This is a genomic window from Pseudomonas sp. CF161, assembly GCF_000416215.1.
In the GTDB taxonomy this organism is placed as follows: Bacteria; Pseudomonadota; Gammaproteobacteria; order Pseudomonadales; family Pseudomonadaceae; genus Aquipseudomonas.
In genome coordinates this window covers 25,257-46,979 of sequence record NZ_ATLP01000052.1, presented here as the reverse complement: position 1 = coordinate 46,979, position 21,723 = coordinate 25,257, and the positions used below count along the sequence as shown (strand labels likewise).

General features: G+C 65.0%; 18 protein-coding genes. 13 read left to right on the top strand and 5 right to left on the bottom strand.

The features are described 5' to 3' along the window. Positions 1-69: 69 nt before the first annotated feature. A complete protein-coding gene (locus tag CF161_RS09115; protein WP_020296288.1) occupies positions 70-969 on the bottom strand; it encodes a LysR family transcriptional regulator in 900 nt (299 codons plus the stop codon). 112 nt (positions 970-1,081) lie between these two features. Here CF161_RS09115 and CF161_RS09110 point away from each other — a divergent pair, with 112 nt between their 5' ends. The 5 genes from CF161_RS09110 (at position 1,082) to CF161_RS09090 (ending at position 6,917) form a co-directional block, all read left to right on the top strand. Beyond that, positions 1,082-1,753: an RraA family protein gene (locus CF161_RS09110; protein ID WP_043228986.1), complete on the top strand. Its 672-nt coding sequence runs from the start codon at positions 1,082-1,084 to the stop codon at positions 1,751-1,753. Positions 1,754-1,835: 82 nt separating this feature from the next. Continuing rightward, a complete protein-coding gene (dctP, locus tag CF161_RS09105; protein ID WP_020296286.1) occupies positions 1,836-2,876 on the top strand; it encodes a TRAP transporter substrate-binding protein DctP in 1,041 nt (346 codons plus the stop codon). Between the two features lie 53 nt (positions 2,877-2,929). Next, positions 2,930-3,535, top strand: coding sequence for a TRAP transporter small permease subunit (locus CF161_RS09100; protein ID WP_020296285.1), 606 nt, complete (start codon positions 2,930-2,932; stop codon positions 3,533-3,535). Beyond that, positions 3,536-4,816, top strand: coding sequence for a TRAP transporter large permease (locus CF161_RS09095; RefSeq protein WP_020296284.1), 1,281 nt, complete (start codon positions 3,536-3,538; stop codon positions 4,814-4,816). A gap of 157 nt (positions 4,817-4,973) precedes the next feature. Beyond that, positions 4,974-6,917: a sigma-54-dependent Fis family transcriptional regulator gene (locus tag CF161_RS09090; protein ID WP_020296283.1), complete on the top strand. Its 1,944-nt coding sequence runs from the start codon at positions 4,974-4,976 to the stop codon at positions 6,915-6,917. A gap of 71 nt (positions 6,918-6,988) precedes the next feature. On the opposite strand, the gene aldA is transcribed toward CF161_RS09090, so the two are convergent. Both aldA and CF161_RS09080 read right to left on the bottom strand, forming a co-directional pair. After that, positions 6,989-8,425 (bottom strand): aldehyde dehydrogenase, encoded by a 1,437-nt coding sequence (aldA, locus tag CF161_RS09085; protein WP_020296282.1) that lies wholly within the window; start codon positions 8,423-8,425, stop codon positions 6,989-6,991. 68 nt (positions 8,426-8,493) lie between these two features. Continuing rightward, positions 8,494-10,671 carry a PQQ-dependent dehydrogenase, methanol/ethanol family gene (locus CF161_RS09080; protein WP_020296281.1) on the bottom strand — a complete coding sequence of 726 codons (2,178 nt, stop codon included), beginning with the start codon at positions 10,669-10,671 and terminating at the stop codon, positions 8,494-8,496. A 319-nt stretch (positions 10,672-10,990) separates the two neighbouring features. Here CF161_RS09080 and CF161_RS09075 point away from each other — a divergent pair, with 319 nt between their 5' ends. From CF161_RS09075 to CF161_RS09050, 8 genes are all read left to right on the top strand, one after another. After that, positions 10,991-11,548, top strand: coding sequence for a hypothetical protein (locus CF161_RS09075; protein ID WP_020296280.1), 558 nt, complete (start codon positions 10,991-10,993; stop codon positions 11,546-11,548). A gap of 168 nt (positions 11,549-11,716) precedes the next feature. Next, a complete protein-coding gene (locus CF161_RS32795) occupies positions 11,717-11,893 on the top strand; it encodes a hypothetical protein (RefSeq protein WP_020296279.1) in 177 nt (58 codons plus the stop codon). 206 nt (positions 11,894-12,099) lie between these two features. Continuing rightward, complete coding sequence (locus CF161_RS09070; RefSeq protein WP_020296278.1) at positions 12,100-14,490, top strand: TonB-dependent siderophore receptor; 2,391 nt, start codon at positions 12,100-12,102, stop codon at positions 14,488-14,490. Further along, on the top strand, positions 14,490-16,847 hold the full coding sequence (locus CF161_RS09065; RefSeq protein ID WP_020296277.1) for a PIG-L family deacetylase: 2,358 nt from the start codon (positions 14,490-14,492) through the stop codon (positions 16,845-16,847). Before CF161_RS09070 ends, CF161_RS09065 begins: the two co-directional genes overlap by 1 nt. Before the next feature lie 138 nt (positions 16,848-16,985). Then, entirely contained in the window at positions 16,986-17,705 is a 720-nt protein-coding gene (locus CF161_RS09060) for a hypothetical protein (protein ID WP_156882669.1), read from the top strand. Between the two features lie 215 nt (positions 17,706-17,920). Continuing rightward, positions 17,921-19,459 carry a cryptochrome/photolyase family protein gene (locus CF161_RS09055; protein WP_020296275.1) on the top strand — a complete coding sequence of 513 codons (1,539 nt, stop codon included), beginning with the start codon at positions 17,921-17,923 and terminating at the stop codon, positions 19,457-19,459. Beyond that, complete coding sequence (locus CF161_RS32140; protein WP_020296274.1) at positions 19,456-19,590, top strand: DUF2256 domain-containing protein; 135 nt, start codon at positions 19,456-19,458, stop codon at positions 19,588-19,590. The genes CF161_RS09055 and CF161_RS32140 overlap by 4 nt, the downstream gene beginning before the upstream one ends. A 186-nt stretch (positions 19,591-19,776) precedes the next feature. Beyond that, positions 19,777-20,121 carry a hypothetical protein gene (locus CF161_RS09050; RefSeq protein WP_020296273.1) on the top strand — a complete coding sequence of 115 codons (345 nt, stop codon included), beginning with the start codon at positions 19,777-19,779 and terminating at the stop codon, positions 20,119-20,121. Positions 20,122-20,187: 66 nt separating this feature from the next. On the opposite strand, the gene CF161_RS09045 is transcribed toward CF161_RS09050, so the two are convergent. Both CF161_RS09045 and CF161_RS09040 read right to left on the bottom strand, forming a co-directional pair. Beyond that, positions 20,188-20,910 carry a transporter substrate-binding domain-containing protein gene (locus tag CF161_RS09045; RefSeq protein WP_020296272.1) on the bottom strand — a complete coding sequence of 241 codons (723 nt, stop codon included), beginning with the start codon at positions 20,908-20,910 and terminating at the stop codon, positions 20,188-20,190. Positions 20,911-20,950: 40 nt separating this feature from the next. Further along, positions 20,951-21,700 carry a hydroxypyruvate isomerase family protein gene (locus tag CF161_RS09040; protein WP_020296271.1) on the bottom strand — a complete coding sequence of 250 codons (750 nt, stop codon included), beginning with the start codon at positions 21,698-21,700 and terminating at the stop codon, positions 20,951-20,953. Positions 21,701-21,723: the final 23 nt, after the last annotated feature.

Genomic DNA, 21,723 nt, shown 5'->3' with positions numbered 1-21,723 from the left:
TGGAATAACCTGCACACTTGGGCCGAACTCATCCACTTGATTCGGCGTTGCAACTCATGCCGTAAAAATTCAATTAACCAGGAAGTTCTGGCGCAATAACGTGGCCCGTGTCAGTGCAACTAACTCATCAAGTTGCACGTCCGGTTTTTCCGTCACATAAGACAAACAGAACTTGGCCGGTGCAATAGGCGGAGTGCACGGTAATACTTTGAGCATGTCCACCGCCAACATATCCCTAATCAACGGCACTGGCAGAATTCCAATAGCGTGCCCGGCCGATATCATCTTCGCGATAAAGGCCAGGGAGTTACTGGAATGAAATGCCTCGGAGACATTGCCGCCCTCTTTCAACCAGCGCTCGACCACTGAATACAGGGTCGAAGGCGCGGAATGGGTGACGATCGGGTAGGCCCCGGCGTGCTGCGGCAGGAACGAATCGCCGTCGATTTCCAGGTGGGCGGCGGCCACCCACTGGAAGGTCATCCAGCCCAGGAAGATATCGGTCACGTCGTCGCGGGTCATGGGGTTGGTCAACAGCGCCAGGTCCAGCTCGTGATCATTGAGCTTGCGATTGAGCACCGCCCCCACATCGATGGTGATTTCCAGGGTGATCTCCGGGAAATGCGCCTTGATCTCGGCAATCACCGCCGTCAGCCCGACCATGGCCGAACACTCGTCGGCGCCCACCCGCAGCCGCCGGTTCTGCTTCTGCTTGGCCGCGAACTGCTCCAGTTTCACGCTGTTGTTCAGCGCCAGTTCGGCATGTTGCAGGGCGATCAAACCGTCGGCGGTGATTATCATGCGCTGCTTGCTGCGATCGAAGAGTTTCACGCTCAACAATGACTCCATCTCCCGAATGCGCGAAGAGATGGCCGGCTGGGTCAGGTGAAGATGGCGCGAGGCGGCATGCACGCCCCCTAATCGGGCCGTCCAATAGAAGGCCTCGATCTGCATCAGGGTAATTCGCATGATAAAAATAGTCCCGAAGTTGACGCGCTGATTTTTATTATCGCCTTGAAATCCTGCTTGCTAGGATGAACTAAATGCACCAGACATTCACCAAAAACAAGTCAATCCAAGCATGTATATTATTCAAGAACTACCGCAGCAAATGACCGAAGAAGAACGCTCGATACTTCTTGCGGCAGAACCGGCCACCCTGGGCCACTTCATTACCCAGGGTATTTTAAACAGCGATATAAAGGCTCACTTCCAGGATGTGCGCGCCGCCGGGACGGCGGTCACAGTGAAGATGCCCGGGGCCGATGGCGGGATCCTGCATTACGCCATGGGGTGCGCGCGCCCCGGGGATTTCTTGATCGTCGATCGCTGTGGCGAGCGGGTCACCGCCGCCCTCGGTGGGGCCATGGCCTATGCGGCCAAACAGGCGGGCATCGCCGGGATCGTGATTGACGGCTTTGTCACTGACCTCGGCGAATTGCGCCAGCACGGGGTGCCGATCTGGTCCTGGGGCGCCAGCGCCATCACCACCCGGCTCAAGGGCGAAGAAGGCGAGTTCTGCACCACGATTCAGTGTGGTGGCGTGGTGGTGCGGCCCGGGGATGCGGTGCTGGCCGATGAAAACGGCATCGTGGTCATGGCCCTTGATCAGGCCCTGCCCCTGGCGCGCCGGGCCATTGAATTTCAGGACAATGAAAAAACCACCCTGGCCAGGTTGGCCAAGGGCGAGAAATTCCCTGATATCGTCGGCTCCCGAGCCATTATCGAGGCCGCCATCCAGCGCCGTTCCTGACCCGGAGCAAGCACCACCCGCAGCCCCTTTGCCATGCCGTTTCTGCCTTAGTAGCTCCCTCTAGAAAAACAACAGGACTACCATGAAACCGTACCTCATAGCGTCCCTGGCCCTCGCCCTGGCCGGCCCTGTAAAGGCCGACACCCCGGCGCCGATTCACTTCAATGTGATTGGCGGCGGCAGCCACAACTACACCTTTGGCGCGGTGGAAAAACCGTTCTGGAACCAGACCCTGCCCGACCGTTCCGGCGGCCGCCTCACGGCGAGCCTGCGCGGGCTGTCGGAAAGCGGGCTCAAGGGCCCGGAGATGGTGCGCCTGCTGCGCAGCGGCGCGGTGGAAATCGGCATGGGGGTGTTTGCCTTCGTCGCCGGTGACGACCCGTTTTTCGAAGGCATCGACCTGCCGGGCATGGCCCCCAACATCCAGACTTCCCGGCGGATTTCCAGCGCCTTCAAGCCGGTGCTGGCCGAGCGCATGGCCGAGCATCACGGGGTCAAGCTGCTGGCGACCGTGCCCTACACCGCGCAGGTGTTTTTCTGTCGCGACCCTCTGGCCTCGCTCGCCGACCTCAAGGGCCGCAAGGTCCGGGTTCGTGGGCGCAATATGTCGGACATGATCAGCGCCCTCGGCGGCTCGCCCATGACCCTGCCGTTCGCCGAAGTGGTGACGGCGATGCAGACCGGCGTCATCGACTGTGCGGTGACCGGCATCGGCTCCGGCAATGCCGCCCGCTGGTATGACGTCGCCAACCACCTCTACAACCTGCCGGTGGACTGGTCCATCGGCTTTTATGCCATCGGTCTCAAGCGCTGGCAGGCGTTGCCCGAACCGGTGCAGCGCCTGCTTCAGGAACAGGCCCAGGCCCTGGAAGACCGCTGGTGGGAAGCCACCGCCAACGAGAACCAGTCGGCCCTGGCCTGCAACATCGGCGCCGCCGACTGCAAGATCCATCGACCGGCGCGGATGCAGGTCAGCACCCCAACGGACGCCGAGCGCCAGGTCCTGCAGAACGCCGTGCTGACCATCGCCAACGACTGGGGCCAACGCTGCGGCGCGCCCTGCGTCGAACGCTGGAATGCCACCGCAGGCGCCGCCATCGGCGTGCACCTGCAACAGCCCTGAGCCGTGCAGCCTGCCCTGCGTAATGCACCCACACCGTTTGCGGAGAACTGTCCATGACCCCCACTGAATCCCGCGCGACCCGGCTGGTGAACGGCATAGCCCGGCTCAGCGCCTGGGTCGGCGGCATCGCCCTGATGGGCACCGCGCTGATGATCGGGATCGACCTGATCCTGCGCAAGACCCTGGGCCTGTCCCTGGGCGGGGCCGATGAGATAGCCGGCTATGTACTGGCGATTGTCAGCACCTGGGCATTTCCCATCGCCCTGTTGAAACGCTCCCATATCCGGGTCGACATCCTCTATTCACGGCTGTCGCTCAAGGCCCGGAGCCTGCTCGACCTGCTGGCCCTGAGCGGCATGGCGCTGTTTGCCGGGACCCTGCTGTACCACGCCTGGGGCGTGCTTTGGGACTCGATCCACTACCGCTCGATTTCCACCACGCCGCTGCAGATCCCGCTGTGGGCGCCGCAGTCGATCTGGTTCGCCGGCTACGGCTTCTTTGCCCTGACCCTGCTGGTGCTGGCCTGCACCAGCCTGTCGCGGCTGCGCCAACGACGCTGGGCAGCGATCAACGGGCTGATCGGGATCAACTCGGTCGAAGAAGACATTCAACAAGAAACCCACGGTGGCGCCGGCGCGCCATCCCATGGAGCGCACTAGATGCTGGCCTTTACCCTCTTTACCCTGCTGGCCCTGCTTGGCCTGAGCGTGGCGGCGGCGGTCAGCGTCGGCCTGTTGGGCATGTCGTTGTCCGAGCTGTTTTCCAACCTGCCCCTGAGCAACGCCATGGGCGAAATCGCCTGGAGCACCAGCGCCGAATTCCTGCTGGTGGCCATCCCGCTGTACATCCTGATGGGTGAGCTGCTGGTGTGTTCGGGGGTCGCCGGGCGCATGTACGGCGCCGTCGACAAGTGGCTGTCGTGGCTGCCGGGCGGCTTGATGAACTCCAACATCGGCGCCTCGGCGCTGTTCTCGGCCACCAGCGGCTCCAGCGTGGCCACCGCCGCCACCATTTCCACCATTGCCCTGCCGGAGCAGGAGCGCAAAGGCTACCCGGCCCCGCTGTTCCTGGGATCGATCGCGGCCGGCGGCACCCTGGGCATCCTGATTCCGCCATCGATCAACATGATTCTGTTCGCCCTGATCGCCAACCTCTCGGTGCCCAAGCTGTACCTGGCGGCAACCCTGCCGGGGATCCTGCTCAGTTTCATGTTCGTGGCGATGATCGTCATCGCCTGCCTGATCCGCCCCGAACTGGGCGGCCACAAGCAGCACACGACCTGGGCCGAACGCCTGGCCAGCATCCCCGACCTGTTGCCGCCGCTGGCGATCTTCGCCCTGGTGGTGGGCGCCATCTACAGCGGCTTCGCCACCGCCAGCGAGTCGGCCGCCCTGGGGGTGATCGCCGCCTTTGCCCTGGGCCTGTGGCGCCGCGCATTCACCTGGAGCAACCTGGGCCAGGCCTTTGAATCCACCATGCGCACCACCGGCATGATCCTGTTCATCACCCTGTCGGCGTTCTTTCTCAACTTCGTGCTGGCGTCCATCGGGCTGACCTCGACCCTGGTCAGCTTCGTCACCGACCTCGACATGTCGCCGATGGGCACCCTGCTGGCGATCATCCTGTTCTACATCGTCCTCGGCTGCTTTATGGACACCCTGGCGATGTTGATCACCACCGCGCCGCTGGTGGTGCCGATCATCGTTGCCCTGGGCTTCGACCCGCTGTGGTTCGGGGTGATCCTGATCATCCTCTGCGAGATGGGGCAGATCACCCCGCCATTCGGCATGAACCTGTTCGTGGTGCAAAGCATCCGCAACAAGGGCCGCTTCCTGGATGTGGTGTACGGCGCCCTGCCGTTCTGCGCGGTGCTGCTGATCCTGATCGCGCTGTTGATCCTGTTTCCGCAGATCGCGCTCTGGCTGCCTCACCTGGCCTGATCGCGGCAGCCCCTGATAACGCCGCCGGCAGCATCAGGGGCTGAAAAATAATGCGCCAGCGACTAAGGTAGACAGCGGTCAGCCCCAGCTAACCGTCAACAACAATAAGATCGCCGTGCACACCGCCCCCCGGTGTCACGCCTGATGGGAGCACTCCATGACTCGGCACAGCGCGCAGACCAGCCCCAGCGAACTCGCGGCCTTCGTCAACGATCACTTTTCCGCACGCGGCATCCGCCCCGACGGGCTGATCGCCCAGTCCTGGTACCGCAGCGTGGTCGAGCACCGCCTCGACCCGGGCGCCGCCAGCCGCAAGAACATCCTGTGCGCCGAGGACATCCGCCGCCATCAGCAGCAACATCAGCAGTACCTGGCGATTGCCAGCCAGGGCGTCAGCGGCCTGGCCAAGCGCGTGGTTCCGGCCGGCTTCGCGGTGCTGCTCAGCGACGAAAACGGCATCACCCTCGACTCGCGGCTGCCGAGCCACGACGACGCCTACACCCAGTCGGGGCTGGTGGTCGGCGCACGCTGGGACGAATCGATGGTCGGCACCAACGGCATCGGCACCACCCTGGCAGCCGCCCAGCCGTTGATCATCCACCGCGAAGAACACTTCCTGGCCTCCAACTTCCGCCTCAGCTGCTCGGTGGCGCCGATCTTCGACGCCCAGGGCCTGCTGCGCGGCTGCCTCAACGCCACCTGCCTGAACAGCGACGGCCCCCGGGAAAGCCAGTACCTGACCCTGCAACTGGTGATCATGTACGCGCGCCTGATCGAGAACGCGCACTTTCGCCAGAGCCACCGCGATCGCCTGACCCTGTCCCTCAAGCCCATCGATGAAATCGCCGACCTGGCCAACGAGCAGTTGCTGGCCCTGGATGAAAACGGCCGGGTGATGGGCGCCAACCGCGCGGCCTTTGTGGCCCTGGAACGGAGCGCCGGGGCGCCGCTGCTGGGGGCGCCGATCCACAGCCTGCTGCCGGCCACGGTGGACGAACTGTTGCAGTTCACCAATGGCGGCGCGCGCGGAGTACGCCTGCGGGGTTTGCAGGATGAAGCCCTGCTGGACGTTGGCCTGCGCATCCCCTCGGAGCAGCACCGCCCGCCCGCCGTGGTGCGCCCGGCGAGCCAGCCGCATCCGGACCTGCAACAACTGGCCGGGAACGACCCGCGCCTGCAACAGAACGTACGCCGGGTTCGCAAGGTGATCGACAAGGGCATCCCGATCCTGATCACCGGCGAGACCGGCACCGGCAAGGAGGCCTTCGCTCGCGCCATCCACCAGGCCAGCAGTCGTCGCGCCGGGCCCTTTATCGCCCTGAACTGCGCGGCGATCCCGGAAACCCTGATCGAAAGCGAACTGTTCGGCTACCGCGCCGGCAGCTTCACCGGCGCCAACAAGAAAGGCATGAAGGGCAAGCTGGAACTGGCCAATGGCGGCACCCTGTTTCTCGACGAGATCGGCGACATGCCGGCGCACCTGCAAACCCGCCTGCTGCGGGTCCTGGCGGAGCGGGAAATCTCGCCCCTGGGGGCCGAAGTGCCGGTGGCGCTGGATGTGCAGGTGATCTCTGCCACCCATCAGGACCTGCACGGGATGATCGCCGCCAAAGACTTTCGCCAGGACCTGTTCTACCGCCTGGCCGGCATGAACCTGGCGCTCCCGGCCTTGCGCGAGCGCAGCGACCGTGCCGAGCTGATCGACAGCCTGCTGCGGGCCCAGACCGATGCCCATGGGCTGCGCCTGGACGCCCAAGCCCGCCAGTGCCTGTTCGACTACCCCTGGCCGGGCAATATCCGCCAACTGCTCAATAGCCTGCGTTACGCCGTGGCCCTGGCCGAAGACGGAGTCATCGACCTCGACTGCCTGCCCGGCGAACTGCTGGCGCCCCTGCCCTTGCCCCTGATCAGCCGCGACCCACCGCCGACCGCGCACCTCGCCGAGCAACTGGGCGACGATGAATCCCGGCGCCTGCACGACTGCCTGCGCCGTCAGCGCTGGAACATCAGCGCCGCCGCCAGCGAGCTGGGTATCTCGCGCTCGACCCTGTACCGCAAGATGAAAAAGCACGGGCTGATCGCGCCCAACGACCGGCTGTAAGGCGCCGTCGCCCCCATGAAAAATGCCGGCCCCTTGACGGGAACCGGCATTTTTTCACCTCGGGCCTAGCCTCAGATCTGGATGTACACCACGTGGGTGTGGGTGTACTCGTACAAGCCGTGCTTGCCGTCAGCGCCGCCGATCCCGGACTTGCGTGTGCCGGCATGGAAGCCCTGCATCGCCTCGAAGTTCTCGCGGTTGATGTAGGTTTCACCGAAATCCAGGCCGTTGCTGGCGCGCATGGCCGCGCTCAGGCTGCGGGTGTAGATCGATGAGGTCAGGCCGTATTCGCTGTCGTTGGCCAGGGCAATGGCCTCTTCCAGGTCATCGACAATCTGGATCGGCAGTACCGGGCCGAAAATCTCCTGACGCATGATCGGCATTTCGCTGCCACAGCCGGCCAACACCGTGGGCTGGTAATGGAAGCCCTGGCCCTTGTCGGCCACCGCGCCGCCGGTCACCACTTCCGCGCCCTGACCGCGTGCGGTCTCGACCATCTTCGCCACCTTGTCCAGGGCCGCCTGGTTGATCAGCGGCCCCATGTCCAGGTCGTCCTCGGCCAGGGGGTCGCCATAGCGGGTGGCCGCCATCGAGGCAGCAATCTGCTCGATAAAGGGCTCGGCCACCTTGCGCTCGACGTACACCCGCTCGGCGCAGTTGCACACCTGCCCGGTGTTGATCACCCGCGACGCGGTGATGGCCTTGACCGCCAGTGCCAGATCGGCGTCCGCAAGCACAATGGCCGGGGCCTTGCCCCCCAGTTCCAGGTTGAGTTTGGTGATGTTCGGCGCGGCGGCGGCCATGATCCGCGAGCCGGTGCCGACGCTGCCGGTAAAGCTGATCAAGTCGATGCCGGCGTGGCTGGTCAGGCTGTGGCCGACCGTGGCCCCGGTGCCGCTGACCACGTTGAACACCCCGGGCGGCAGGTCGGTTTCAGCCACCAGGCGGGCGAATTCGAAGCAGTTGATCGGGGTTTCTTCGCTGGGCTTGATGACGATGGTGTTGCCGGTGATCAGCGCCGGCGCCATCTTGCGCGCAATAAGGAAGAACGGAAAATTCCACGGCAGGACCCCGGCCACCACCCCCAGGGGTTTGCGCAGCAGAAAGATGCTTTCGCCGACCCGGTCGCTGGTCAGCACTTCGCCTTCCAGGCGCCGGGCCCATTCGGCCATGTAGTCCAGGTAATCGGCGGTGAAGTTGACCTCGACCCGGGCCAGCCCCAGGACCTTGCCCTGCTCGGCGGTGATGATGTGGGCCAGGCGTTCGGCGTTGTCGCGCACCTTGGCCGCGATCTGGCGCAGGTAGCCGGCGCGCTCGATGGCCGGACGCGCAGCCCAGCCCTTTTGCGCCTGGCGCGCGGCAGCGATGGCGGCCTCGACCTGATCGCTGCTGGCCTGGGGCACCCGTGCCAGCAAGCGGGCATTGGCCGGGTTGTGCACCTCGAGGTGTTGGTCGCTGGCGACAAAGGCGTTGCCAATGAAGTTCTGGTAGTGAATCAGCTCGGTCATGGTGGTTCTCTCGCAGACAGGGTCAAAAAAGGCTGCAGGCGCCACCGGGGCGCCTGCGTCGCGGGTCGTTACTGAGCGCTGAAGGTTTTCCAGATGCCGCCTTCCTGTTGCAGGTCGTGGCTGCGCTTGATCAGGTACTGATGGATCTGGTCCACCTGTTGCGGGGTGAAGGCGTCGGCAAAGGACGGCATGCCATCGGGCACCCGACCGCCGAACAGGATGCCGAGGAACATCTGGTGTTTTTCCGGCGTCAGCTTGCGCAGGTCCGGCAACACGCCACCGCTGACCGCATGGATGCCGTGGCACTGCGAGCAGTAGCCGTCATACAGCTTGGCGCCGGCCTCGATGGCGGCGGTGTCAGCGCTCAAGGGCGGTGGTTTCGGCGTGTCGGCGGGCGGTGCCGGTTCGTTGAGCGTGGCGGTGCCCCCCAGCTTGTAGGTCAGCACCTGGGAAAACGGCTGCACCCCGGCCCGCAGCGACAAGGCCCCGGCAAAGGTCGAGAAGGCGCCACCCCAGCCGGCCATAAAGGTCACGTATTGCTCACCGTCGACGCTGTAGGTAATGGGCGCCGCCATCACTCCGCTGGCAGCCGGCTGCTCCCAGAGTTTCTTGCCGCTGTCGGCCGCGTAGGCGATCACCCGGCCATCGGCGCTGCCCTCGAACACCAGGTTGCCGGCAGTGCTCAAGGTGCCGCCGTTGAAGATGGTGACGTAGGGCACTTCCCAGGCCGCCTTCTGCTTCACCGGGTCCCAGGCGATCAGCTTGCCGGACCAGCCCTTGGCCATTTCCAGCAGGCCTTCGGCGTTCTCCGGCATCATCCCGGTGCGCAGGCCCAACTGGTACATGCTCTTGAACGGGTTGCGCTTGGGCGCCTCGGGGATGTGCTCGTAGTAGGCCGACATGATGTGCGCCGGGATGTACACCAGCCCGGTGTTGGGGTTGTAGGACATCGGCTGCCAGTCATGGGCGCCCCAGAACGCCGGGGTCACCAGGTTGCGCTTGCCGTTCTTCCAGTAGGCGGCGTTCTCCTCATCGAGGATCGGCCGGCCGGTCTTCATGTCCATGCCCTTGGTCCAGCTCTGGGGCACGATGCCCTTGGCCGACAGCAGCTCGCCGGTGGCGCGGTCGATCACGTAGAAGAAGCCGTTCTTGGGCGCCTGCATCAGCACCTTGCGCGGTTTGCCGTCAATCGGCAGCTCGGCGAGGATCATGTGCTGGGTCGCGGTGTAGTCCCAGGCGTCGCCCGGGGTGGTCTGGTAGTGCCAGGCGTACTCACCGGTGTCGGCGTTGACCGCGACGATGGAGGACAAAAACAGGTTGTCGCCCTTGGCCTGGCTGCGCCATTTCGGGTCCCACATCGAGCCGTTGCCGACGCCGATGTACAGCAGGTTCAACTCGGGGTCGAAGGCGAAGGAATCCCAGGCGGTGCCGCCCCCGCCCTGCTCGACGAAGGCGTCGCCGTGCCAGGTCTTGGCGGCAATTGCCATGGCCTTGTCTTCCGGTGGCAACTTGGGGTCCCCCGGCACGGTGAAGAAGCGCCAGGCCTGCTTGCCGGTCTCGGCGTCGTAGGCGGTGACATAGCCGCGCACGCCGAACTCGGCGCCGCCGTTGCCGATCACCACCTTGCCGTTGACCACCCGTGGCGCGCCGGTGATGGTGTAGCTGCGCTTGTGGTCGGCGCGGGTGTCCACCGACCAGGCGCGTTGCCCGGTCTTGGCGTCGATGGCCTCCAGGCGGCCGTCGAGCACCCCGACATAGACCTTGCCCTTCCACACCGCCACGCCGCGGTTGACCGCATCGCAGCAAGCCTCACCGGCGCGGTTGCGGTCGGATTTTGGGTCGTACTTCCACAGCAGCTTGCCGTCGCGCGCGTCCAGGGCATAGACCACCGAAAACGGCCCGGTGGTGTACATCACGCCGTCGACCACGATGGGTGTGGCCTCGACCCCGCGATCCAGGTCGAGCTTGTAGCTCCAGGCCAGGCCCAGCTTGCCGACGTTCTGGTCGCTGATTTTATTCAGCGGGCTGTAGCGCTGTTCATCGTAGGTGCGCCCGGTGCTCATCCAGTTACCGGGCTCCTTGTCGGCGGCGATAATCCGCGGGCCATCGACGTTGGCGGGCAGGTCCTGGGCCCAGGCCGGCGCGCCACCCAAGGCCAGGGCCAGGGCGATAAACAGGGTCTTGAATGGAACGCCAAGGGGCGCGGTCGGCAAAGAGGGAGGCACGGCGAGGCCAATCTGTGTCATGGGGGAGACTCCTGATTCTTATTAGTAGCGAAGCCATTGCGCTGCGCGACTAGAGAAGAGCAACCGCCATGCCAGCCTTCGGCCAATCCCCTGCAAGCCCCACGGGGCAAGGCGTGCAGCCCGGAGCAAGGCTCGCGTCCGGGTGCGACAGGTGTCGCATCGGGCGCTACACCTGGGTCAGGCCTGGCACAGGGCGACACTTTCGGCAGTGCACGGTCGCTTGGGCGCCAACGGCTTCATCTGCCCAGCAGGCCACGGCCCCTTGAACCTAAAGCCGGACTGGCAGTCGTAGGGCGGTGAGTTTTATTAAGGAATACCCATGAACAAAGCACTGACGCTGTCCACCGCCATCGCCGCTGCCCTGCTGATCAGCGCCTGCTCCCACCGCGCACCGGCCGCCAAGGCGGTCAAGCCGCCCCCCGCGCCCCATGTGACCCTGGTGCCTGACGACAAGCACGCCAGCCTGACGTACCGCCATGTCGGCGGCAACGGCAACAACCCGGTCACGTTCTTCTTCAGCAGCCCGGAAGTGCCGAACGACTTCATGACCGTCGCCGGCGAGCCGGTGTTCGATGCCACCTACCTCAAGAAAATCCCCGCCTACCTGCGGCGCATGGCCCCCGGGACCGATGTGATCGACCAGTTGGTCAGCGCCGGCCAGCCGATCAAGGTCCGGGCCAAGGTCAAGGAGTCCACCTTTGTCTTCAACGGCATCCCAATCCCCCTGGGCGCCAGCAAGCAGCCGCCGGTCCAGGTCTTCACGCCCAAGCCGTTGCAGACCTACCTCATCGAAACCGTGCTCGCCGATGGCTACACCCTGAGCATCTACGAACTGTCGATGTCGGGTGAGCGCACCCTGGTGTCACCGACGCCCTGAGGCGACGGCCTGGCCGGCGCGATACTGCATCCGGGCTAGCGTGTTTGATACGCAACTTAGATCAAAAAATGATTTCACACGGCTGGGCCAGCCGCTTAAGTTCGCTCCTGACCGACCCCTGCCAGGTGGAGGCAAACCCTCTCTCTGGTCACGGTCAGGATCTCCCCCATGGCATACGCACTGCGCTTCACCCCTTGGCTGGTCTCATTGCTGTTCGCCCTGCTGCTGGTGCTCAGCGGTCTGCTGGGCAACGCTCAGCCACACCCTCAGAACATCACCCCCGACCTGTCCAAGCTTAGGGCCCAGAACGCCAGCGACTCCGCTGCAGATGGGTTGCTGGCATAGTGCCTGCCACGCAGCAGCGAGCCCTCTGCGACGGGGGCCTTGGTTGTTTTTATCGACCGGGTGCGTGAAAAAAAAGCGCCCGTAGTCGGTTGTTTCACAAGGCTTTCCTGGCGCGCAATCCACGCCTCGCCGTCGCCCCTCGAATGCCTTGGCACCGCCCTTGCTCTAGCGCCGATACCTTCCCTTCCTCATGCAGGATCAGCGCCTTGTTCAAGTCCAATGTTTTAGCCGGTGCCGTTGCACTCGCCGCCCTTAATCCGTCCTCGCTGGCATTCGCCCAGGACAGCCGCGAACCTCGCGTCGAAGACGAGCAGCTCGACAGCGTGGTGGTGATCGGCACCCGCCGCAGCGATGTGACGGCGCTGCAGAGCTCGGCGCCGGTGGATGTGATTTCCGCGGCGCAGTTGCAAGACTCCGGCGCCGCCAACCTGGGCCAGGCGCTGGCCAGTCTGTTGCCCTCGTTCAGCTTTCCGCAGAACGTCAACGGCGCCTTCGCCCAGGAGGTGCCGCCAGGGGTGTCGCTGCGGGGCCTGGGCTCGGATCAGGTGCTGGTGCTGGTCAACGGCAAGCGCCGGCACACCGGGTCGACGGTGACCCGGCAGAACTACGCGGCCAAGGGCGGCGTGCCGGTGGACATCAGCCTGTTCCCGCTGGATGCCATCGAGCGGGTGGAAGTGCTGCGTGACGGCGCCTCGGCCCAGTACGGCTCGGACGCCATCGCCGGGGTGATCAATATCGTGCTCAAGGGCGCGGATCAGGGCGGCAAGCTGGGCTATCGCCTGGGTGAATACAAAAAGGGCGATGGGCTGTCGCGCAAGCTCAGCGGCTGGAAGGGTTTCGCCCTGCCGGGGGATGGCTTCCTGACGGTGAGCTTCGATGCCGGCGAGTCGGACCCGGCCAACGACACCAACCCGGACAATCGGGTGCCGGCCAGCAACCCCTTGCGTGACTGGCGCTTCGGCGTCGGCAAGGTGTCCGACCAGTACAACCTGCTGCTCAACAGCGAGGCCTCCCTGAGTGAGCGCCTGAGCGCCTACGGCTTCGCCACCTGGTCGCACAAGAACAGCGACGCCGAGGCCTCGCTGGTGCTGCCGGGGGACCGGCGCAACATTGCCTCGGTCTACCCCAACGGCTACTGGCCGGTGACCCGCTATCGCCTCGAAGACTACGCCGCCACCACCGGCCTGCGCTTCGAAGACCCGGGCCTGGGCAAGTTCGACCTCTCGGCCAACTACGGGCGCAACGAAGTCGACTCCACCTACTACGACACCCTGAATGCCAGTTGGGGCCCCACCTCGCCAACCCGTTTCGACACCGGCAGCCGCATCAACTCCCAGGCCAACCTGGGGCTGGACTGGGTCAAGGACTTCGCGGTCGATGGCCTGCACGGCCCGCTGACCCTGTCCAGCGGCCTGGCCTATCGCTGGGAACAATACGAATTGCAGGCCGGGGAAGCCGCCGCCTCGGAAAACCGCTGGTACCCGCACCCGGCGGGCGGCTTCTACACCCCGGCCAGCTCCGGGATCACCCCGGTGGACGCCGGCCGCCTGTCGCGCAATGTGTTCGGCGGCTATGTCGATGCCGAGGCCCAGGTCACCGAGAAATTCAACGCCGGGGTGGCCCTGCGCTCCGAGCATTATTCGGACTTCGGCGACACCACCAACGGCAAGCTGTCCCTGCGTTATGACTTCACGCCCAAGGTCGCGCTACGCGGCAGCCTGAGCACCGGCTACCGCGCGCCCTCCCTGGTGCAGGCCGGGTATCAGGCCTCCGGCATCCAGATCGTGCAGACCGGCGCGGTGTACGACTCGGTGTTGCAGCGCACGCTGCGGGCCGACGGGCCGATCGCCGCGGCCCTGGGCGGCAAGGCGCTGAAGCCGGAACAGTCGAAGAACATCTCGGTCGGCCTGGTGCTGCGCCCGCTGCCCGAGGCCAGCATCACCCTGGATGCCTACCGCATCGACATCAACGACCGCATCACCCCTTCCGAAAACCTGACCGGTGCCGACGTGGTGGCGGCCCTGGCGGCGGCAGGCATCACCGGCGTCAACAGCGCGACCTTCTTCACCAACGTCCTCGACACCCGCACCAAGGGCCTGGAACTGGGGGGCAAGTACCGCCTCACCCTGCCCCGAGGCACCCTGGACCTGAGCGCGGGTTTTGCCCACACCGAGACCGAAGTCACCAACGCGCGGGATGTGGGGCGCTTCGCCTCGAGCCGGATCATGGGCCGCACCGCCATCGGTGTGCTGGAAGACAACGTGCCGGAGAACAAGTTGATCTGGGGCCTGCACTACGCCTTCAACGGCTTCGAGGCCAACTTCAACCAGCGCCGCTACGGCGAGTACACCACCCGTGGCACCACCGCCAGCACCGACCAGACCTTCTCCGCACAATGGATCAGCGACCTGGACCTGAGCTATCGCTTTGCCGCAGGGCTGCGGGTGGCGGTTGGCGCGCAGAACCTGTTCGACAGCCACCCCGACAAACTGGACGCCACCGGCAGCGGTCCCTACGGCATTGCCAAGTACTCCACGGTGTCGCCGGAAGGTCATCAGGGCGCGTTCTACTACACCAACCTGAGCTACGCGTTCTGATGCGCGCCCCTATCCAGCCTTGGCGCCGGCTGACACGGATCGGCGCCCTGCTCTGCGCCGGGCTGCTCGCCGGCAGCCTGGCCCAGGCCCAACCCCAGGTACTGGATGCCGGCCGGATCGGCCAGGGCCTGGATCGCCTGGCGGTCCTGGGCAGCGTGCTGTACATCGCCGCCCACCCCGACGATGAGAACACCCAACTGCTCGCCTGGCTGGCGCAGCAGCGGCATTACCGCACCGCCTACCTGTCGCTGACCCGTGGCGATGGCGGGCAAAACCTGCTGGGTAACGAGCAGGGCACTGCCCTGGGCCTGATCCGCTCCCGGGAGTTGCTCGAAGCTCGCCAGGAAGATGGCGCCGAGCAACTGTTCGGCCAGGCCAGGGACTTCGGCTTCAGCAAGACCTCGGCAGAAACCCTGCGCACCTGGGGCCGGGAACAGACCCTGGGCGATCTGGTGTGGGCCATTCGCAAATTCCAGCCCGACGTCATCATCACCCGCTTCCCCGGCGACAGCCGCGCCGGTCACGGTCATCACCAGGCGTCTTCGCTGCTGGCCCAGGAGGCCTTTCGCGCGGCGGCCGACCCACGGCGTTTTCCCCAGCAGTTGAGCGAGGTGCAGCCCTGGCAAGCCAAGCGCCTGCTGTGGAATACCTGGAAGTCATTTCTGGGCAGCGGCGACACCACCGCACCCGGCCAATTACAGGTCGACATCGGCGGCTTCAACCCCAGGCTCGGCCTGAGCTATGGCGAAATAGCCGCCCTGAGTCGCAACCACCACCAGAGCCAGGGCTTCGGCAGCGCCCCACAGCGTGGTCGGCTCATGGAGTCCTTTGCCCTGCTCGACGGCCAGGCACCGCAACAGGACCTGTTCGACGGCGTGGACAGCACCTGGAACCGCCTGCCCCAGACCCAGGCCATCGCCCGGCAGGTCGAGCAGCTGCAACGGGAATACGACAGCGCCGCACCGGCCAGGTCCGTCCCGGCGCTGGCGCAACTGCACCGGCAACTGCTGGGGTTACCCGCCGGCCTGTGGCGCGAACGCAAGCTGCAAGAAGTACAGACGCTGCTGCTGGCGGCGGCGGGCGTGTGGCTGGAAACCACAGCCGGTGCGGCGCACTTCCCGGCTGGCAGCGCCATTCCCGTGCGCACTGAAATCCTCCTGCGCAGCGCGGTCGAGGTGTCAGTGCTCAGTGCCGGCGAGCACCGTCCATTGCAGATTGACCAGCCGCTGTGGCTGAACGGCTCGGCCCATGGCCTGCAGGTCAGCACGCAACTGACCATCGCCGGGCAGGTGCTTGAGGTGCAGCGCGAGATCCAGTTCAAGCACGTTGATCCGATTCGTGGCGAGGTCTATCGCCCGGTGCAGTTCACCCCGCCGCTGACACTGACCCCGTCGAGCACGGCCTACCTGTTTGGTGACGATCGCCGGCGGCGGATCGAAGTCCAGCTGCACGCTTTCGTCGACGGACTCAATGGTGTGTTGCAGCCGCAAGCCCCGGCCGGCTGGCGCATCACCCCCGAGCAGCAGCCGTTCAGCCTGCGGCGCAAGGACGACGAACTGACCCTGGGCTTCGACCTCGAACCCGAGGCTCAGCCGCAGAACGGCGAGCTGCGCTTTCAGGCCAGGGTCGACGGCCAGGTGCTGGACAAGGCCCTGGCAACCGTCGACTACGGGCATATCCCGGAATTCGACTGGTTCCCCCCGGCCACGGCAACCCTGATCAAATTCGACCTCAAGCGCGGCGGTGAACGCATCGGCTACCTGCCCGGTGCCGGCGACCGCCTGCCGCAGATGCTGCGGCAACTGGGCTATCAGGTCGACGAACTGAAAGCCGAGACCCTCTCCCGACAATCCCTTGCCGAGTACGACGCCATCGTCACCGGGGTCCGGGCCTACAACGTCAATCCGGCACTCGCCGCGGCGCGCACCCAACTGCTGCAGTACGTCGAGCAAGGCGGCGTGCTGCTGGTGCAATACAACACGCTGGCGCCCCTGCCTGCCGAACCGCTGGGGCCCTACCCCTTCACGATCACCCGCGACCGGGTCACCGAAGAGGACGCCGCGGTGCGCCTGCTGCTGCCGGAGCATCCGCTGCTGAACCACCCCAACCCCATCACCGAGCACGATTTCGACGGCTGGGTGCAGGAACGCGGGCTGTACTTCGCCAGCAATATCGACCCGCGCTATCAACGCCTGCTGGGCATGCACGACCGCGGCGAACAGGAACTGAGTGGCGCACTGATCAGCGCGCAGGTGGGCCGGGGCCGCTTCATCTACGCGCCGCTGTCGTTCTTCCGCCAACTGCCGGCAGGCGTGCCGGGCGCGGCACGCCTGCTGGCCAATCTGTTGGCGAAGTGAGGGGGCATCTACCTCAAGTGCCGGGTGGCAGCCCAGGCTCCCTGAAGCACGCGCGTCCCTGCAAGGCACCACGCCAATCCGTCGTACCTTGCTAGACTGCGCGCCGCAGACTGTCCACGGCCAACCAGGGGAAGCTTTATGAGTAATCCAGTTCCGGGCGTCACTTTTTCATTGAGCTCAATGGGCGACTTCTCGATACCGTCCCAGGCCCGGGCAATCATCCAGTGCCTCGACAGCGCCGCCGCCAGTGTCCGGCCCACCCGCTTCGGCGCCTTCGAGGGGCGCCAGCCCTGGGTCGATGTGGAAGAACCGCTGCGCTTTCTGGCGCAGCCGGGCACCTCGGCGACGGCGGGAAGCCTGGTGCTGGAGGCAGGCAGCCACCTTGGCTACCAAGTGCAGTGGAACCATTCGACCCCGCCATCGTTTCCATTTGTCAGTGGTTTCCTGATGCGCAAAGCCTTCAGCAAAAAGCCCGCAATGCTTGACGACTTCCTGGCCTTGATCAAGCAGCTGGCGGCCTGTAGCAACACGCTGTATGGCGACATCCGCAGCATGGAATTCGCCGGCTGGGACACCCCGTTCAACCTCCACCTGCGCCTGCCGGAAATCCCCAACATCTCGCTCTACGGCAAGCCCTATATCGAGCTGTTCGGCAGGCAAGCCATAGAACGTGCGCCGTTCCAGCGTGTGGAGCAGCTTGGCGACGATCTCTATTGGCTGGAGGCCACCGCGCAGATCACCGACCCGGTGCCGGACGAGGTCCGGCTGGCGATCCGCAGGCACTTTGGCGAAGACGCGTTCATGGCCGGGAAGAAGTGGCGCTACAGCGAGGGGCGGCATCCGGAGTTTGGAGGCTGAGGAGTGGGTGCAGGGCGGATTGACCGATGGGTCGCCACTCTCAGGCACCGGCACAGGTAAATTCGTTTTCCTTCGCAAAATCTCTGTTAAAAACCTATACATAAATATACATTTGTATAGGTTTTAAGCTCTAAAACTGCCATGTATCCGCTGTGGGGCCCCTTCCCATGCCGGATAAACCTTTGCTCAACAGACCTTTGCGCCGGATACCCCTCATGAACGCGACTCGCCGACTGTGCCTGGTGCTGGGCGACCAGTTGTCCTTTGACCTGGCCTCGCTGCAGGGGCTGGATGCGCAGCGCGACACGGTGTTGCTGGTGGAGGTGATGGAGGAAGCCAGCCACGTGCCCCATCACCCGCAGAAGATCGTGCTGATTTTCAGTGCCATGCGCCATTTTGCCCAGGCGTTGCGCGAGCGGGGGTTGCGGGTGCAGTACGTGACCCTGGATGACCCGCACAACACCGGCTCGGTGCCGGGGGAGTTGCGCCGCTGGCAGGCGCTGTTGCAGGCCCAGGCGCTGTACCTGACCGAGTGCGGCGACTGGCGCCTTGAGCAGTCGATCAAGGACTGCGGGCTTAGCATCGAATGGCACGCCGATACGCGTTTTATCTGTTCCCGCAGCGAGTTCGCGGCCTGGGCCCAGGGCAAGAAACAGCTGCGCATGGAGTTCTTTTACCGTGAGATGCGGCGCAAGAGCGGGCTGTTGCTCAATGGTGACGGCAGCCCGGTGGGCGGTGCCTGGAACTTTGATGCCGACAACCGCAAGGCGCTGCCCAAGGGAACGAAGGCGCCCTACCCGGCGCGGTTTGCCACGGACGCCATGACCTGCGAGGTCCTGGAGTTGGTGGCCGCACGCTTCTCCAGCCACTACGGCTCCCTGGAGCGCTTCGACTACCCGGTGACCCACGCCGAGGCCCTGGCGCTGTGGGAGCACTTTCTGGATTTCGGCCTGGCCGGGTTTGGCGACTACCAGGACGCCATGGCCAGCAACGAACCGTTTCTGTTTCACGCCCGCATCAGCGCCGCGCTGAATATCGGCCTGCTGGATGTCCGCCAGGTGTGCAGCGATGTGGAGGCGGCGTACTGGTCGGGCAGGATTGCCCTGAATGCCGCCGAAGGCTTTATCCGCCAACTGATCGGCTGGCGTGAGTACGTGCGCGGCGTGTACTGGCTGAAGATGCCCGACTACGCCCAGGGCAATGCCTTCGGCAACCAGCGGCCGCTGCCGGAGTTCTACTGGACCGGCGCCACCCGGATGAATTGCATGCGCCAGGCCATCGGCCAGAGCCTGGAGCATGCTTACGCCCATCACATTCAGCGGCTGATGGTCACCGGCAATTTTGCCCTGCTGGCCGGGATCGCGCCGAGCCAGATCTGCGAGTGGTACCTGGCCATCTACATGGACGCTTTCGACTGGGTCGAACTGCCCAATACCCTGGGCATGGTCATGCACGCCGATGGCGGTTACCTGGGCTCCAAGCCCTATTGCGCCAGTGGCCAGTACATCAAGCGCATGTCGGATTACTGCCGCGACTGCGCGTACAAGGTCACTGAAAGCACGGCCGACAATGCCTGCCCCTTCAATGCGCTGTACTGGCACTTCCTGATGCGCCACGGCGACTTGCTGCGGGGCAACCCACGCATGGGCATGCTCTATAAAAACCTCGACCGCATGCCCGAGGCCAAGCAGCAAGCGCTCTGGCAACGCGGCCAGCATCTGCTCGCCACCCTGGACGCCGGGGACCCGCTGTGAAAAAGAGCGAACTGCCGGTCAAGACCTGCGCGACCTGCGGGCTGCCCTTTGCCTGGCGCAAGAAATGGGCGCGCTGCTGGGATCAGGTGCGCTATTGCTCGGAGCGCTGTCGACGGCAAAAAAAACGGTGAGTGGCGCCGCGCCTGCAACGCCGGGTCGTCGCGGCGTCGCCTTGGGCTGGCTGCCTGCAACGTCCAGCACCCGGCACCTGGAGCCCGGGCTGCTACGCTGAAAATCTCACCGGGGCTGGCGCTGCTGATGGCCCGTGAGTGGGATTTGCACCGGTTTTCGACGCCACCACTTGAGGCCTATCGACTATGCAGAAGCTCTGGAATCGCTATGTGGAACGGCTGGAGAACGATCTCAATACGCAGATCTTCGACAACGTGAAAAACCTGGTCGTCTGCGCCCTGCTGTTTGCCGCGGGGACCGATGCGCTCAGGGGCACCCATGATCTGTTCCTGGGGCTGCTGGTTTCCAGCATGGCAGGCTGGGGCCTGATCGGCTTATCGACCCTGTTGTGGCTGCTCAATGTCAGTGACGGGGTTCGACGGCTGGCCAAGCTGGAATATCACCTGGCGCTGCAACTGGGCCTTATCGTGATCTACCTGGTGGTTGCGGAGCGCATCGTGGAGATGGTCTGGGGGTTTCGCTCGCACTGAGGGGTAATGACCCCGGCCTGACAACCCGCCGTTGGCGTGGCGGGGGTCAAGCCAGAGTGTGATCCCCTAGGGCACCGTGACCTCGGCTTGACCACTCGCCGCCAGTGCGGCATGGACAAACCCCTCGGCCTTTTTGCGCTCGACGAAGGCCCGCACATACGCCGCCCCTGCCGCGCGCTGGCGAGGCACGGCCAGGGCCTGGCGGATCGCGGTGAACGCGCCGTCCAGCACCCGGTAACGCCCATCGGCAGCGGCCACCTGTTGCAGGGGCTGGCGCACGCCGGCGGCGGCATCCAGGCCCTGCTCGACGTACAGCTCCACCGCCGCCGCGGAGGTCTCGGCCCGCTCCAGTTGCGCGTGCTGCAAGGTCCGACTGAGGAACAGGTCGTACGCCGCGCCGCGGCCGACCGCGAGACGCAGCCCGGGCTGATCCAGATCTTCGACCTTGAGGTACGCCGAGTCGCTCGCGACCAGGTAGGTGCCTTCGATCATCACGTAGGGTTCGCTGAACGCGATCTGTTGCTCGCGCACCGGCTCGATGGCCAGGAACGCCAGGCTCCAGCTGCCCTGCTCCAGCGCGGCAAACACTTTGCCGGCGGCGTCGAAGGTCAGCAGCTCCAGGCGCACCTCCAGCTCCTCGGCCAAGGCCTTGGCCAGGGCCACGGATACCCCCTGTAGCGAGCCATCCCGGGCCTGCTGCGCCAGTACCGGATTGCCGAGATTGATGGCCGCGCGCAGCACGCCGCCAGGGGCCAGGTCTTGAAGAACCGCAGGGGTGATTGCACTCATGATTTGCTCCAGGATCAGGGTCGGGTTCGTGCAGCGCGCTCTAGGCGCCCAGGCGCTTGAGCCATTCGAGGGAGGTCAGGGTCGGGCCGCAAGGTCGGTATTCACAACCGATCCAGCCGGCGTAACTGTGCTGTTCCAGTGCCGCGAACAAGGCCGGAAAATCCATGTTTCCGGTTCCCGGCTGATGACGCCCCGGGCAGTCGGCGATTTGCACATGCACGGTTCGCTCATGGAACCGCGCCAGCACGGCAGCCGCATCCGCTGTCAGCAACTGGGCATGGTACAGATCGAGAATCAGCCCGACACCGGGGAAGGCCTCCAGCACCTGTTGTGCCTTGTCGAAGTCGGACAGGTAGTAGCCGGGCACCTCCTGGGCACTGATCACTTCGATCAGCGGCCGCAGCCCCTGGTCTTCGAAGTACTTGACCGCATACTCCAGGTTGCCGCCGAAGGTCGAGGCCGCATCGTCCCGGGTGGTGACGCCGGACATGATGTGCACATCCAAGCAGCCCAGTGTCCTCCCATAGCGGACGGCCTGCGCCAGGCCCGTGCGAAACTCCTGCTCCTTGCCGTGCTGGGCGGCCAGGCCTTTGCTGACACCGGCCGGTGCAGCGAACTGAATCAGCGGCAGCGCGTGCTGGGCCAGGTGATCCGCCAGCAGGCTGGCGTCGAACTCATAGGGCGATGGGAACTCCACCGCCCGAAAACCTGCGGCCGCAGCCGCTTCGATGCGTTGCAGAAACGGCCATTCATTGAACTGAAAACCAAGGTGAGCATTGAACTTGAGCACTGGGTAAACCTCCATCCTGGGAA

Excerpts from the sequence above, each read along its gene's own strand:
- CF161_RS09115 (WP_020296288.1), bottom strand. The coding sequence starts at position 969 with ATGCGAATTACCCTGATGCAGATCGAGGCCTTCTATTGGACGGCCCGA.
- CF161_RS32795 (WP_020296279.1), top strand. The coding sequence starts at position 11,717 with ATGGCATACGCACTGCGCTTCACCCCTTGGCTGGTCTCATTGCTGTTC.
- dctP (WP_020296286.1), top strand. The coding sequence starts at position 1,836 with ATGAAACCGTACCTCATAGCGTCCCTGGCCCTCGCCCTGGCCGGCCCT.
- CF161_RS09080 (WP_020296281.1), bottom strand. The coding sequence starts at position 10,671 with ATGACACAGATTGGCCTCGCCGTGCCTCCCTCTTTGCCGACCGCGCCC.
- CF161_RS09060 (WP_156882669.1), top strand. The coding sequence starts at position 16,986 with ATGAGTAATCCAGTTCCGGGCGTCACTTTTTCATTGAGCTCAATGGGC.
- CF161_RS09095 (WP_020296284.1), top strand. The coding sequence starts at position 3,536 with ATGCTGGCCTTTACCCTCTTTACCCTGCTGGCCCTGCTTGGCCTGAGC.
- CF161_RS09100 (WP_020296285.1), top strand. The coding sequence starts at position 2,930 with ATGACCCCCACTGAATCCCGCGCGACCCGGCTGGTGAACGGCATAGCC.
- CF161_RS09075 (WP_020296280.1), top strand. The coding sequence starts at position 10,991 with ATGAACAAAGCACTGACGCTGTCCACCGCCATCGCCGCTGCCCTGCTG.
- CF161_RS09045 (WP_020296272.1), bottom strand. The coding sequence starts at position 20,910 with ATGAGTGCAATCACCCCTGCGGTTCTTCAAGACCTGGCCCCTGGCGGC.
- aldA (WP_020296282.1), bottom strand. The coding sequence starts at position 8,425 with ATGACCGAGCTGATTCACTACCAGAACTTCATTGGCAACGCCTTTGTC.
- CF161_RS09050 (WP_020296273.1), top strand. The coding sequence starts at position 19,777 with ATGCAGAAGCTCTGGAATCGCTATGTGGAACGGCTGGAGAACGATCTC.
- CF161_RS09090 (WP_020296283.1), top strand. The coding sequence starts at position 4,974 with ATGACTCGGCACAGCGCGCAGACCAGCCCCAGCGAACTCGCGGCCTTC.
- CF161_RS09065 (WP_020296277.1), top strand. The coding sequence starts at position 14,490 with ATGCGCGCCCCTATCCAGCCTTGGCGCCGGCTGACACGGATCGGCGCC.
- CF161_RS09110 (WP_043228986.1), top strand. The coding sequence starts at position 1,082 with ATGTATATTATTCAAGAACTACCGCAGCAAATGACCGAAGAAGAACGC.
- CF161_RS09055 (WP_020296275.1), top strand. The coding sequence starts at position 17,921 with ATGAACGCGACTCGCCGACTGTGCCTGGTGCTGGGCGACCAGTTGTCC.